Annotated in this window: 8 protein-coding genes; 4 read left to right on the forward strand and 4 right to left on the reverse strand. The window is 70.5% G+C overall.

Annotation, left to right across the window (positions count from 1 at the left end):
• Positions 1 to 12 precede the first annotated feature (12 nt).
• Together AAH979_RS29765 and AAH979_RS29770 are read left to right on the forward strand one after the other, a co-directional pair.
• Positions 13 to 3,630: a discoidin domain-containing protein gene (locus AAH979_RS29765; protein ID WP_346261441.1), complete on the forward strand. Its 3,618-nt coding sequence runs from the start codon at positions 13 to 15 to the stop codon at positions 3,628 to 3,630.
• A gap of 209 nt (positions 3,631 to 3,839) precedes the next feature.
• Positions 3,840 to 5,669, forward strand: a complete 1,830-nt coding sequence (locus AAH979_RS29770; RefSeq protein ID WP_346261442.1) for an HEXXH motif domain-containing protein — start codon at positions 3,840 to 3,842, stop codon at positions 5,667 to 5,669.
• Here AAH979_RS29770 and AAH979_RS29775 read toward each other — a convergent pair.
• On the reverse strand, positions 5,658 to 6,896 hold the full coding sequence (locus AAH979_RS29775; RefSeq protein WP_346261443.1) for a hypothetical protein: 1,239 nt from the start codon (positions 6,894 to 6,896) through the stop codon (positions 5,658 to 5,660). The genes AAH979_RS29770 and AAH979_RS29775 overlap by 12 nt on opposite strands.
• A 199-nt stretch (positions 6,897 to 7,095) precedes the next feature.
• Here AAH979_RS29775 and AAH979_RS29780 point away from each other — a divergent pair, with 199 nt between their 5' ends.
• Positions 7,096 to 7,275 (forward strand): hypothetical protein, encoded by a 180-nt coding sequence (locus AAH979_RS29780; RefSeq protein WP_346261444.1) that lies wholly within the window; start codon positions 7,096 to 7,098, stop codon positions 7,273 to 7,275.
• A gap of 75 nt (positions 7,276 to 7,350) precedes the next feature.
• On the opposite strand, the gene fxsT is transcribed toward AAH979_RS29780, so the two are convergent.
• The 3 genes from fxsT to AAH979_RS29795 form a co-directional block, all read right to left on the reverse strand.
• On the reverse strand, positions 7,351 to 10,779 hold the full coding sequence (gene fxsT, locus AAH979_RS29785; RefSeq protein WP_346261445.1) for an FxSxx-COOH system tetratricopeptide repeat protein: 3,429 nt from the start codon (positions 10,777 to 10,779) through the stop codon (positions 7,351 to 7,353).
• A gap of 332 nt (positions 10,780 to 11,111) precedes the next feature.
• Positions 11,112 to 11,501: a hypothetical protein gene (locus AAH979_RS29790; RefSeq protein WP_346261446.1), complete on the reverse strand. Its 390-nt coding sequence runs from the start codon at positions 11,499 to 11,501 to the stop codon at positions 11,112 to 11,114.
• Positions 11,502 to 11,635: 134 nt separating this feature from the next.
• Entirely contained in the window at positions 11,636 to 12,637 is a 1,002-nt protein-coding gene (locus AAH979_RS29795; RefSeq protein WP_346261447.1) for a DUF4034 domain-containing protein, read from the reverse strand.
• 627 nt (positions 12,638 to 13,264) lie between these two features.
• On the opposite strand from AAH979_RS29795, the gene AAH979_RS29800 reads away from it, so the two are divergent.
• Positions 13,265 to 13,903 carry an RNA polymerase sigma factor gene (locus tag AAH979_RS29800; protein ID WP_346261448.1) on the forward strand — a complete coding sequence of 213 codons (639 nt, stop codon included), beginning with the start codon at positions 13,265 to 13,267 and terminating at the stop codon, positions 13,901 to 13,903.
• Positions 13,904 to 13,908: the final 5 nt, after the last annotated feature.

Below are 13,908 nucleotides of genomic sequence, written 5' to 3' on the forward strand. Positions count from 1 at the left end.
CAAGGGAACACGATGAGACAACTACCACCGAGACCCCGCCTGATCGCGGCGACGCTCGCTACCGGACTACTCGTGACCGCCGGATCGCTCTTCCCGGCCCCGGCCTCCGCCCGCCCCGACGACGGACCCCAGCGGGCCGACGTCGCGGTCGCGGCCAGCATCAGCGCCAGCAGCTCGCACCCCGAATACCCGGCGGGCAACGCGGGCGACGGCAACCAGGGAACCTACTGGGAGAGCGCCAACAACGCCTTCCCACAGTGGATCCAGGCGGACCTGGGCGCGGCCACCGACGTGAACCGGCTCGTGCTCAAACTGCCCTCCGGCTGGGGCACCCGCACCCAGACCCTCGCCGTGCAGAACAGCAACAACGGCAGCACGTTCAGCACGCTCGTCGCCGCTACCGGCTACACCTTCAACCCGGCCAGCGGCAACACCGTCACCGTCAACCTGCCGACCACCAACACCCGCTACCTGCGGCTGCACATCACCGCCAACAACGGCTGGCCGGCCGGTCAGCTCTCCGAGCTGGAGGTGCACGGCCCGACCGGCGGCCCGGACGGGCAGGCCCCGACCGCGCCGACCAACCTGGCCTACACCGAGCCAGCCAGCGGGCAGATCCGGTTGACCTGGAGCGCCGCCAGCGACAACGTCGGTGTGGTCGGGTACGACGTCTACGCCAACGGCGCGCTGCGGGCCAACCTCGGCAACGTGCTGACGTACACCGACAACCAGCCGACCAGCGCGACGGTCTCGTACTACGTACGGGCCCGGGACACCGCCGGCAACGTGTCGGGCAACAGCAACACGGTGACCCGCACCGGAACCGGCAACCCGCCGGCCGGGACGAACCTGGCGATCGGCAAGCCGATCAGCGCCTCGTCGACCGTGCACACCTTCGTCGCCGCCAACGCCAACGACGACAACGTGGCGACGTACTGGGAGGGGGCCGGCGGTGCGTACCCGAGCGTGCTCACCGTGCAGCTCGGCGCAAACGCCACGGTCAGCTCGGTGGTGGTCCGACTGAACCCGGATCCGGCCTGGGGCCCGCGCAGCCAGACCATCGCGGTGCTCGGCCGCGAGCAGAGCGGCTCGTCGTTCGGCAGCCTGTCGGCGGCAACGGTCTACAACTTCAGCCCGGGCAGCGGCAACAGCGTGACCATCCCGGTCAGCGGCAACGTCGCCGACGTCCGGCTGTCGATCACCTCGAACAGCGGGGCGCCGGCCGGCCAGGTCGCCGAGTTCCAGGTCTTCGGGGTGCCGGCGCCGAACCCGGACCTGACGATCACCGCCGCCACCTGGAGCCCGGCCGCGCCGGTCGAGACCACCGCGATCACCGTCTCGGCCACGGTCCGCAACGCCGGCACCGCCGCCTCCGGTGCCACGAACGTCAACTTCTACCTGGGTACGACCCTGGTCGGCACCGCCGCCGTCGGCGGGCTCGCCGCCGGGGCCAGCAGCACCGTCACCGCGAACGCGGGACCGCGCAACGCCGGCACCTACCAGTTGACCGCCAAGGTCGACGAGTCCCACTCGGTCGTCGAGCAGAGCGAGACCAACAACAGCTTCACCAACCCGTCCTCGCTGACCGTCGCCCCGGTGGCCAGCTCGGATCTGGTGGCGATTCCGAGCTGGTCGCCGAGCACCCCGGCGAGCGGCCAGACGGTCACCTTCGCGGTGGCGATCCGCAACCAGGGCACCAGCGCCTCGGCCGGCGGGGCGCACGGCATCACGGTGACCGTGCTGAACGCCAGCGGCACGGCGGTACGCACCCTGACCGGCTCGTACAGCGGGACCATCGCCGCCGGGGCCAGCACCGCGCCGGTCAACCTCGGCACCTGGACCGCGACCAACGGCCGGTACACGGTCCGGACCGTGCTCGCCGCCGACGCCAACGAACTGCCGGTGAAGCAGGGCAACAACACCAGCGACACCCCGTTCTTCGTCGGGCGCGGCGCCAACATGCCGTACGAGATGTACGAGGCCGAGGACGGCACGCTCGGCGGCGGCGCGGCGATCGTCGGGCCGAACCGGACCGTCGGCGACCTCGCCGGCGAGGCGTCCGGCCGGCGCGCGGTGACCCTGAACAGCACCGGCGCCTACGTCGAGTGGACCACCCGGGCCCCGACCAACACCCTGGTGACCCGCTTCTCCATGCCGGACGCCCCGGGTGGCGGCGGCGCCAACTCGACGCTGAACATCTACGTCGACGGCACCTTCCACAAGGCCATCGACCTGACCAGCCGGTACGCCTGGCTCTACGGGGCCGAGGCGAGCCCGAACAACTCGCCCGGCTCGGGTGGCCCCCGGCACATCTACGACGAGGCGAACGTGCTGCTCAACTCGTCGATCCCGGCCGGCAGCCGGATCAGGTTGCAGAAGGACCCGGCCAACAGCACCACGTACGCGATCGACTTCATCAACACCGAGCAGGTCTCGCCGAGGGCGAACCCGGACCCGGCCCGCTACACCACGCCGGCCGGCACCAGCCACTCCGACGTGCAGAACGCGCTGGACCGGGTCCGGATGGACACCACCGGCAACCTGGTCGGCGTCTACCTGCCCGCCGGCACCTACAGCACCTCGAACAAGTTCCAGGTGTACGGCAAGGCGGTAAAGGTGGTCGGCGCCGGCATGTGGTACACCCGGTTCCAGACCCCACCCGGCCAGGAGAACACCGACGCCGGGTTCCGGGTCGAGGGTACGGCGAACGGCTCGTCCTTCGAGCACCTCGCCTTCTTCGGCAACTACACGTCCCGGATCGACGGCCCCGGCAAGGTCTGGGGCGAGTTGCAGAACGTCTCGAACCTGACCTTCGACAACGTCTGGGTCGAGCACACCGTCTGCATGTTCTGGGGCGTGCACGTCAGCAACGTCACCATCAAGAACTCGCGGATCCGCAACACCTTCGCCGACGCGGTCAACATGACCAACGGCAGCACGAACAACCTGGTCAGCAACGTCGAGGGGCGCGGCAACGGCGACGACGCGTTCGCGCTCTTCTCCGCGACCGACGCCGGTGGCGGGGCGAACACCGGCAACGTCTTCGAGAACCTGACGGCGACGCTGACCTGGCGGGCGGCCGGGGTCGCGGTGTACGGCGGGCAGGACAACACCTTCCGCAACATGTACATCGCCGACCAGCTCGTCTACTCCGGGATCACCATCAGCTCGCTCGACTTCGGCTATCCGTTCGTCGGGTTCGGGCCGGGGATCACCCGGGTGGAGAACGCCTCGATAGTCCGGTCCGGCGGCCACTTCTGGGGCGCGCAGACGTTCCCCGGAATATGGGTGTTCTCCGCGTCGAAGGAGATGCGCGGAATCCGGGTCAGTGACGTCGACATCGTGGACCCGACCTATCACGGCATCATGTTCCAGACGAACTACGTGGGCGGTCAGCCACAGTTCCCGGTCACCGACACCGTATTCACCAACATTTCGATCAGCGGCGCGCAACGCAGCGGCGACGCGTACGACGCCAAGTCCGGGTTCGGCATCTGGGCGAACGAGATGCCCGAGGCCGGTCAGGGCCCGGCGCGCGGTACGGCGGTCTTCAACAACCTCCGGCTGAGCAACAACTACCAGAACATCCGGAACACCACGTCCACCTTCACCATCACCGTCAACCCGTAGTCGCGGGAAAGTGCGGGGTGTTACCGGAAGTGCCCGCTTCCGGTAACACCCCGCACGCCGTTGCAGCGCCGCGCCCGGCATCGCACCGGAGCACCATCTGATCGTCCTTTCTCGATGTGTTGCCGCGCCCGGGGACGGCGGTAGAGTTTCCGGCACTGGCCACGGACGGGACAGCGCTGTCTACGCAAGACGGAGCGAGGAGTGTGTCAGTGGTGGACCGTGTCGATCCGCAACCGAACCTCCCGCACCATCGCCTGCCCCGGGAACACCTCGACGCGCTCTGCACCGGCGACGGCGGTCCCGACCTGGTCCGGGCGCTCTGGCACACCCAGCGCAGCCGGCGACTCCTGCTGCTGCACGCGGTGGTGGAGGCGGCCCGGGCCGAGCCACGGCTGCTCGGCCCGCTGCCGCCGGCCGACGCCGCCCGGGAGGTGCTGATCCGGGCCGAGCGGGCGGCACCGGCCGAGTTCGCCGAGTTGCTGCTGCATCCCCAGGTCGGCAACTGGGCCGCGTACGCGCTGCGGCGCCATCGCGGCGGTGCACAGGCGCGGGCTCCGATCTGGATCGACTTCGGCGCTCTGCACGCGGTGGCGCTGGTGGCCGCCGCCCGGGCCGGCCTGTCCTGGCGTACCCGGCTGCCGGCGCGCTCCGGCCGGGTCATGCTGCCCTCGCTCGGGATGGCGGTACTCGCCGACTCGACCGGGTGGCAGCAGGTGGTGGCGGAGTGCGCTGACGGCGTACTCCGGATCGGTGCCCCCGGTGCCGGGCCGACGGTCCGGCTCTGCTCGCCCGAGCCGGAGGTCCCGGGCTGGTGGAGCCTGCGGCGGCTGACGGTCGGCCCCGATCCCCGGCTACGCGTCCTGCTCGACGACCTCGACCCGTACCGCGAACTCGCCGACCCGGTCGAGCCGGACCGGCTCGACGCGGCGGCCGTGGCGCGCTGGACGGAGCTGCTGGCCGGGGCCTGGCGGCTACTCCACGACCAGCGGCCGGACGGCGCCGAGGCGATCGCGGCGGCCGTGGTCTCCCTGGTGCCGTTGCCCGGCACCGACGATTCGGAGACGCGCAGCGCGTCGACCGGCGAGGCGTTCGGGAGCGTGATGGTCTCGACGCCGCCGGACGAGGTGACCCTGGCGGTCGCGCTGGTGCACGAGTTCCAACACATCAAGCTCGGCGGCCTGATGCACCTGGTGCCGCTGACCACCGGCCCCGACGAGCAGGTCAGGTACGCGCCCTGGCGCGACGACCCGCGCCCGATGAGCGGCCTGTTGCAGGGGATCTACGCCTTCGTCGGCATCGCCGGGTTCTGGCGTGACTACCGGCTGCGCCGTACCGGGCCGCACCGGCGCAGCGCGGACCTGGAGTACGCGTACGCGCGGGCGCAGGTCCGGGAGGCGCTCCGGGAGGTCCGGCAGCCGGGCTCCGGCCTGACCGGCTGGGGCGAGCGGCTCGTCGCCGGGCTGACCGAGCGGGTCGAGCCCTGGCTGGCGGATCCGCTGCCCGCCGGGGCGGTACGCGCCGCCGAACTGATCGCCGCCGGTCACCGTGCCGGATGGCGGATCCGGCACCTGCACCCGCCGCCGGCGGACGTCCGCCGGCTCACCCGGGCCTGGGCCCGCGACCAGCGGGTGGAGCTGGACTCGTACCGGCCCGGTCTGCTGGCGCACCCGCAGCGGCGCTGGTCACCCGGGATGCTGCTGCTCGTCCGCCGGCACATCGCCGGACACCCGCTCCAGCTCGGGCCCCGGATGCGCGCGCTCGACCTCACCGAGGCGGACGTCGCACTGGTCCGGGACGACCTCGACGCCGCCCGGGCCGGCTACCGAGCGCGCCTCGCCGCGAACGCCCACGACCTGAACGCCTGGGTCGGGCTCGGCCTCAGCACCCTCGGCCCCGACCCCGACTCCGGTTCCGCGCTGCTGCACCGCCCGGAACTCGTCCGCGCGGTGTACCTGCACGCCGTCGAGGAGGGCTACCACCCCGACCCGGTTCGGCTCACCGCCTGGCTGGACGAGGCGACCGCGGCGCTAACCGCCTGACCAGTGCCGCTCGACGATCCCGTTGATCCGCCGATAGTCCGGATCGTCCGCACCGAAGGTCAGCCGGAGCGCGTCGAGGAGTGCCTCCCGGCCGCCGGGATAGTGCTCGCAGGTCCGCACCAGCCCGACGACGTGCAACCTGCCGACCACGCTGTCCGGGACCGCCGTCCGGATGTGCTCGGGCAACATGTTGATGACCGCTCGCCGCTGGTAGTCGTCGCGCATGGCGGGGACGCTTAGCAGCGCGTCGACGATCACCTGGAGGCCGTTCGGCTGGAGGCCGTTCGCCGCCGGTCCGGCCGGTCGCCCGTCCTCCGACCCGAACGGCGCGGTCTCGGCCAGCAGCGCGCGGACGTACGCCGCCGCGCCCAGTGCCGCGTACGGATGCCAGACGTCGTTCTTCGTCCGGTTGTCGCAGTAGTCCGCGACGCCACGGACCATGAACCACTGCCGCTCGTGCAGGTCGGCGGCGACCGCCACCCCGGAGCCCTCCATCTCGACGGCCCGGATCTGGTGGCGGCCCGCCAACGCGTCCCGGCGGGCCGCGTCGCGCAGCAACCGGTCCGCGCTGCCCACCGCGGCACGGTGTACCCGGGGAGAGCCGACCGGCCACTCCGCTCGGGTGCCCGGCCGGCTCTCGACAGGCTCCTGCCGCGCCAGCGGATCCGTCTCCTCGGCCGGCCGGCGGAACCACGCCGCCCTGGCCTGTGCGGTGTCGAGCAGCGCACCCCAGGGCAGTTCGCCGGTGAGCTCCTTCATCTCCAGTTCCCGATCCGCCCGGAGCAGCGCCTTCGACGGCTGTTGCACCGACCGGCGGAGCGTGTCGGTGCCGTCCACCGTCCAGACGTGGTCGTAGTCGACGACGCCCTTGGTCGCCACCACGATGTCGCCGAGCCGTACGTGCCGGTCGGGCTGGTGCGGCGCGGGTACGCCGCCAGCTATCCCGCACATCACGAACGTCCCCAGCCCGGGAAAGCTGCGCGCCATGTCCGCGCAGATCGCGGCCGCGTTACGGGTACCGTCCTCGGTCTGCACGGCGGTGACGACCCGGTGCGGGCGCTCCGGATCCCGGCTCGGCAGTGTCCCGCCGCGGTAGTGATTGGGGTCGCCGGGAACTCGAAGCTCCTCCAGCTCGTCGACCATCATCCGCATCGCCACGCATTCCACCGGTAATGCGGTGACGATGCCGACTTTGACGCCGGAGGATGCACCAAAGGATCTCGACATTGATGCCTCCAGACATTCAGCATCCCACCGGCCACCTGGAAAAAACAGAGATGAATCAGGACCGGGTTGCCCGAGGCGTGTGGGAAACTGGTGAAACCGCAGGGCCAACGGACCGGACACTCCCCCGCCACCGATGTCGGCCGGGTCAGCGCATGCTCGCGGTGATGAGACGGCGTCCCCCAGAGGAAGGAACCGGCGAGTGGAAAACTCCTTCTCCCGAGACGTCGAGACGGAACTGGTCGACCTCAGCAACGATTCCCTCGCCACGCTGGCCGGCCGCGATCAGGAACTGCTGACGCGGCCACTCCAGCGGGTGATGGACCAGGTGGAGCGGCCCCGCAGCAACATCGGCAGCGGCCCTCCCGGGCGGGTGGACTGACCGGCCCGCCGCCAGGGGCGGGAGTCGGCCACCGAGCCCCGGTGCACCGGAATCGGCGGGGCCGCGACGCCGTCGTCACAGGGGCATCGGGTCCACGTCGCAGTCCGCGCGTACGCTCTGGATCGCGTTCAGCGTCGCCGGATGGCGCTCCCCGAGTACCCGCCGGAGCCGAGTCATCGTGTCCGCGAGGATCTTGTCCGCCTCGTTCACCCGCCCCAGCGCTCGCAGGTCCAGCGCCAGGTTGACGCTACACGCGAGGGTCGACGGATGCTCCACCCCGAGGACCCGTTCCGAGCGGGCCAGGGTGTCGGTGTCGTGTTCGTACGCCGTTTGCAGGCTGCCCAGCGCGTAGAGGTCACTGGCCAGGTTCGTGGCACAGGTCAGCGTCACCGGATGGTCGTTACCGAGGGTGGCCCGCAGCGCCGCCAACGCCTCGCTGTCGTGCCGGTACGCGGCCTCGGCGTCGCCCTGTAGTCGCAGCACGATCGCATGGTTCGTACGGGCCGAGAGGGTGTACGAGTGACGCGCGCCGAACATCCGGTCGTAGCGTTGGAGGGTGGCCTCGCCGAGTTCCAGTGCCGCCGGGAGGTCGCCGGCGTGCCGGAGATCGATCCCGAATCCCACCGCCGTCGCGATGGTCTCCGGATAGTCGTCGTCGTAGCGGCGGCGGTACTTGTCGAGGGTCTTCTCCGCCAGGTCACGAGCGCCGGGATGGTCACCGGCCTTCCGCCGGGCGACCGCCAGGGTCCGGCTGGCCTTCAGGGTGGCGGGAGCCTCGGGACCGAACGCCGCCAGGTGCCGGAGGTACAGGTCCTCCTGTTGCCGGCGCGCCTGGAGATAGCCACCGGACTCGCGGATGTCGAGCAGCAGGCCGTTGAGGCTGTTCAGCGTCGCCTCGTCGTCCGGCCCGAGAATGGTCGCCCGGCGGTCCGCGGTGTCCCGGTCGAGTTCCGCGGCGCGCTTGAACTCGCCGTTGAGTCGCAGGCTCACCCCGAGGCTGTTCGCGCAGATCAACGTCGCGGGGTCGTCCTCACCGAACTCGCGGCGGGCGACCGCGAGCGCCCGCTCGTCGAGGTCGCGGGCGGCGACGAAGTCTCCACTGGTACGCAGGTCGATCGAGACCATGTACATGGCGTCGATGGTGCCCTCGTCCTCGTCCCCGAGCGTCTGGCGGTAGAGCTCGAGGGTGTGCCGGTTCAACTCCCGGGCCTCGCGGTATTTTCCGTTGATCCAGCGCGTCCAGCCGAGCCACTTGGCCAGCCGGAGCGTCTGCGGATCCGCCTCACCGCGGTTGCGCACCCACAGCCCGTGCGCCTCCTCGGCCAGTTCCTCGCTGCCGGTGTGGTCGCCCCAGTGATAGAGGAACTGCACGATCCCGAAGACGAGATCCTCGACCCGGGGATCGGTGGACTCCACCGCCCGGGAAACGGTCACGTGCGGCCGGAGCGCCTGGTAGTTGTCCCACTGGTCCCGCCGGCTCGGGTTGTTGGGGTTGCCGTTCGCCAGGAGTGTGTGCGCTCCCCGGCGCATCAGCGTGCGCTCCTCGTCGTCCATCCCGCCGACCAGCACCGCCTGGATGAGCCGGTGGATCTGCAGAGTGTTGCGCCGATGGTCGATCCGGGCGAGCGCGTACCGCTGGATGTCGCGGATCGCCCGGCTGAGCCGGAACTTGTCGCTGAGGGTCGCGTCGAGCGCCGGTGTGATCGGCGCTGTCGGCGAGCCGGCGAACAGATCCCGGGAGATCGGCTCCGGAGCGAAGAAGGAACATATCTGCAACAGTTGGAAGGCACCTTCGTTGACGTCCCGTAGCTTCTCCAACGAGAGCTTCCAGGCCGCCGCCACCGACCGTTTGTAGTCCGGCGAGGGTGAGGCGTCCAGCAACTCGATGCGCTTGTCCTCCAACAACGCGAGATATTCGTCCACCGGCATGCCGGTGGCCGCGCGCCAGGCCGCGGCCTGCTCGATGGCGAGCGGCAGGTCCCCCAGAGCCTCCGCGAGCCGGTCGGTGTCGGCGTCCGACAACTCGGGGTTGCGTTTCCGCAGAAACGTCCGGCTCTCCTCGCGGGTGAAGACGTCGACCTCGATCGCCTGACTGACCCGCGCCCAGTCGAGGTCACGGGAGGTGACGAGGATCTTTCCGGCGCCGCCGGTGGGGAAGTACCGCTGCACCTCGTCCGGCGCCTCGGCGTTGTCGAAGACGAGCAACCAGCTGTCGTACGGCACCTGGCCGGTGCTCAGGGCCTCCCGTACGGCGGGAACGGCGCTGTTCGCCTCGGGACTCACGTCCAGATCCAGGCGCTGGGCGAGTTTGGTGAGCGACGCGAGGATCTGACCGTCCTGTTCGGATGGCACCCACCAGATCAGGTCGTAGTCGCTGCTGTGCTGGTGCACGTACTCGATGGCGACCTGCGACTTGCCGACGCCGCCCATACCGTGCAACGCCTGCGGCAGCACCGCGGTCTCCCGGGAGGCCCGGAGTTCGTTGTGCAGATGTTCGAGGAGTTCCTTGCGGCCGGTGAAGTTCGGATTTCGCTGCGGCACGTCGCCCCAGACCTGCGGGAGCTTGGCGGTGGACCGCTGGGTGGGGGCGACGGGAGGCATCGGATCTCCTCGCAGTAGGCCCGCCTCGCTCTCGGTTGGCACGGGCACGTCGACGACGTCGGTCGGTCCAATCTCTGCCAGCCCATCCGATTCGTCCGGACTGATCGCGGGGATTGTAGCAATTTGTCCGAGATTGGCAGGCCTCTCGCCGTCGTTGCCGCCAACCTCCTCCGGCGGGTCGGCCGGGTGGTGCGGGGGCAACGACCCCTCCGGGTCGACGGCCAACGCCTCCACCGCACCCGCACCGTCGACCACGTCCTCCGGCGGTCGACGGAGCGCCCGAAACTCCTCGAGCACCTCCAGGCGCTCGGCCTGCCCCTCCGCCCAGTTCGACAACTCGACCGCGATCGGGCCGTCGAGCTGGGCGGCGACATCGTTGACCAGGACCAGCGCCGCCGGCAGGCGGTGCTGACCGTGCGGTTGCGTGGCGAGGTGGTCGAACGCCGCTGTCAGATTCTTGACCGCACCCGGCAGTGGGGGAACCGACGCGTTCGTCGCCGGTCGCCACCAGCCCGCCTCGGCCCGCCCTCCCTCTGCCCTGCGCAGCAGTTCGTGCACCCTCTTGACCTCGCTGTCCGGCAACAGGTTGAGCAACGCGGCCGATTCGATCAGCTGGGTGGCGCGTTTCGTGCCGGGCGCGTCGGGGGCCATCGTCGCCAGCGCGGCGACCAACGCCCGAAGCCCCCCAGGATTACCCAGACACGCCAACACGATCTCCACGACGTGCAGCCTGGCCTCCGAACGCTCCTGCACGTCGGGAAAGTTGATGACGTCACGCCTGACCAGATTTATGAGTAGGCGCCGGTCCGGAAGCGCATTCATAAATTGCACGTCGATCAGCGCAGAAATGAGCGCGTCCCGCAGCTCGGCGGCGGGATCTTTCTTGATCGAGCCCTGCGCCACGCTCTTCCCCCATCACCTGCTCGATACGCCGGGACCGGTTAGCCCATGATGCACCGCCCGAAGAGCCGAGGGCAATTGCCGAGTGTCGCGTGCACAACCCCGCGCGCATGGAGCCTATGGGCCGACGCTCGGAAGGTCCAGACATCGACGTCGCGATCTCATATGCCGGAGCGATCACGCGCATTGCCCGCGCCGGGCTGTTCACATACGACCAGGCCAACCGCGAGCCGGCAGTCGCGCGCCTGACCTTCGCCCGGGCCGCTCGCCCGGCGGCCCGGACGAGCGAGCCGGAGGCCGCCGCTCGCTCGATCCGGAGCCGCCGGGCGGCGGGGTCACTTGCCGACCGGTCCGAGGCAGAGGATGAAGCCCTTACGGAACCGCCGCCCATCCTCGAAGAACGACGCCTCGGTCTCCGGGTGGGCCGCACACGCGGCGTCGTTGTGGTCGGCCTCGGTCTTGCCCTCCAACCGGGCGAGCACCGTCCACCGCGCACCGCTGTCGGCACAGTCGACCGTACGCAGCTCGGAGACCGTCTGGCCGGCCATGCAGTCGCCCGCCTCGGCCTGATTCGGCTCGTCGAGCCCGAGATAGATCGCGAACGGCGCCACCAGGACCGCGATGCCGAAGAGGACGACCCGGAACTTGCCGATCGGCCGGAGGCCACGGAACCAGGTGGCTATCGACCGTTTCGACCGCTGTTCCGGCCCCGTGAAGTTGGACATGTTCGGTTGTTCCTTTACTCATGATCGATTGGACCGGCAGAGAATAGCCAGCCCGACGGGCCAGCGGAAGGCGTCGGGCAACGAATTCCGGGGAGAAGTGCGACAGCGATTTCGGCGGCGTTTCCGTTACACGGCTAGCGGGGCGGCTCGTGCCGGTTGGCGAGGGCGATGTCCCGCCAGGTGGCGAACCGACCGGCGGGGTCGCTGCCGCTGGAGTAGTACCACGGCCACTCGGTCACGTTCTCGCCGATCGCGTCGAAGACGGCGGCCGCCGCCGGATAGTCCTCGGCGAAGGAGAAGGCGAGCGCGAATGAGTTGAACGGACTGGGCCAGCCCGGCCGGCGCCGGTACTCCGGGTGCCAGATCGACTGCTCGGCCGCCGCTCGCAGTTCGGCACGTACCTGCGGGCTCATGATGTATGGGTCCTTCTCCTCGCTGGGCAGGTCCAGCCAGTGCTCGATGTGCGCCACCACGACCAGCTCCGGCAGCAGGCTTCCGGCCGGCGCCTTGGCCGCCGCCGTACGCGCGAAGTCGAACATCTCCTCCGTGCTGCCGAACCACTTCCGGCAGAGGAACTGGAGCATCTGCTGGTGTGCCACGAGGTGCGTGGGATGCCGGCGGACCACCTGCGCGAAGCGGTGCATCGCCTCCTCCCGGCCGACCTGACGGCCTCGCGCGGCGGTCACCAGGAAGGTCCACGCGGTGGTGTCGTCGGGGTCGCGGTCCACCACCTCGTCGAGGCAGTTCTCGGCCATCCGCAACCGGTCGAAGAAGCCCTTGAACTGACTCTGGCTGGTGTGGTCGGCGGTGGCGGCGCCGCGTGCCTCCCAGGCCCAGTAGACGGCGTGGCAGCCGCGTACCAGCGTCGGGAGGGTGGAGTGCGGCTCGGCGGCGACCCACTCTCCGATCCAGTCCTGCAGCCCGTCGACGTCCGCGCAGACGCCCAGATAGAACGCCCGGTCGTCGGGATGCTCCACCGAGGTGAGGAAGTCGCGGGCGGCCATCCAGTTCCGCTGTTCCAGCGCGGCACGCAGCCACGCCGCCCCCGGGTCGCCCTTGGCCTTGTCGATCGGCGGCGCGGTACTGGCCGGACGCTCCGGCGACTCCGCGATCTGCTTCTTACGGAACGGCCACATCACCGTCTCCCCTTCCCCGTCGTCAACGCGCCTCCCGCGCCTTCCCGACGCCCTCCCACCAGGTCCGCCTGGTAGCCCAGACGGCGCGGACGCCCTGGCGGTCCGTTGCCGAAACGCAGAGGCTACCGAGCGTCGGGTCCGGCGGTAGCCGGGGGCCGCACCGGAATTCGCGGGAACACGCCGCACAGCGCGACCGGCGACAAACACTCCGTCACCGTCGGGCCGGAATTCGGCGCCGCGGTCGCGGAATGAACCTTTTCAACCTCCCCTTGCGGTGCGGTGGACCGCAAGGTCAGACGCGGTGCGCGAGCGCCGCGCGGTTCAGGTTGAAAAAGGTTCAATGGTCGGCGGCAGCGCCGGAGGACGGAATCGCGTTACCGGGACGCACCGTGCCGGCGGCGGAGATATCTCACTCGTTGCGGCGCGGTCACGACTTGCCTACGGAGTCGGCCCGCACCTAGCGTAGGACGGCGATCACGTGGACGGGGGACGACCGGTGCGGATCGGGATCCGACGACAACGCACGGTACGACGAGACGCTGCGGAAAGCGCTCCGGTATCCCGTCATCACGTCCGGACGGCACCCCGGGCGGACGGGGCCGGGGCGACCCGTACCGGAGCTGAGCCGTGCCGGCCGAGCTGACCGCCCTGGTCCGGTCGGCGCAGCAGGGCGACGAGTACGCGTTCCGGATGCTCTACCGGGAACTCCAGCCCGGACTGCTGCGGTACCTGACCGTGCTGGTCGGGCCGGACGCCGAGGATGTGGCATCGGAGACCTGGTTGCAGATCGCCCGCGACCTGACGACGTTCGCCGGCGGGCCAGGCTTCCGGGCCTGGGCCACCCGGGTCGCCCGCAACCGGGCGCTGGACCACCTGCGCCACCAGCGCCGCCGGCCGACCCTGCCGGTACCGGTCGAGGCGCTCGCCGAGCTGCCCGGTGCCGAGGACACCGCCGCGAGTGCCGACGAAGGGCTGGGTACCGACACCGCCGTCGCACTCATCGCCACCCTGCCGCGTACCGAGGCCGAAGCGGTGCTGCTGCGTACCGTGATCGGGTTGGACGCCGAGAGCACGGCGCGGGTGCTCGGCAAGCGACCGGGAGCGGTCCGCACCGCCGCCCACCGGGGACTGCGCCGGCTGGCCCGCGTGCTGGCACAGAACGGGCAGGACGGTGCCGTGCGGCCGGTCGACGCCGGACCCGGGGACGGGCAGGTCGCCGACGTACGGTCCGGCGAGGACGTCGAAGCTGGACAGGGATGGCGCTGAGAGAG

The organism is Plantactinospora sp. ZYX-F-223, from assembly GCF_039649625.1.
In the GTDB taxonomy this organism is placed as follows: Bacteria; Actinomycetota; Actinomycetes; order Mycobacteriales; family Micromonosporaceae; genus Plantactinospora.